Annotated in this window: 1 pseudogene; it reads right to left on the bottom strand. The window is 74.0% G+C overall.

Annotation, left to right across the window (positions count from 1 at the left end):
* Window positions 1–281 (bottom strand): annotated as a pseudogene (locus OH705_RS27105) (hypothetical protein); the annotation flags it as partial.

Consider the following 281-nt stretch of genomic DNA (forward strand, 5'->3'; position numbering starts at 1 on the left):
GTTCGCTGACGCCCAATGCACGCGCCACCGCGCCCACGCTCGAACCCTGCAACTGCGTCAACGCCGCATGCAGCAGCGCCGGCATCGCGCCGACCGCGCCCGTGCGCGTCACCCGTTCGGACACCGCACGCTGAAGCAACGCACCCGCCGCGGAGGCCTCCGGCGCCGTCGCCAGCTGCTCGCGCAATCGCTGCACGCGCGCGTGTCCCCACAGATCTTCCAGCGGCACCGGCGCCCCTTTCAGCTCCGCCGCGGACACGCCCAGCGCCGCCGCGTACAGG

Origin of the sequence: Pseudomonas sp. BJa3, assembly GCF_026343815.1 — a bacterium.
Taxonomy (GTDB): Bacteria; Pseudomonadota; Gammaproteobacteria; order Pseudomonadales; family Pseudomonadaceae; genus Aquipseudomonas; species Aquipseudomonas soli.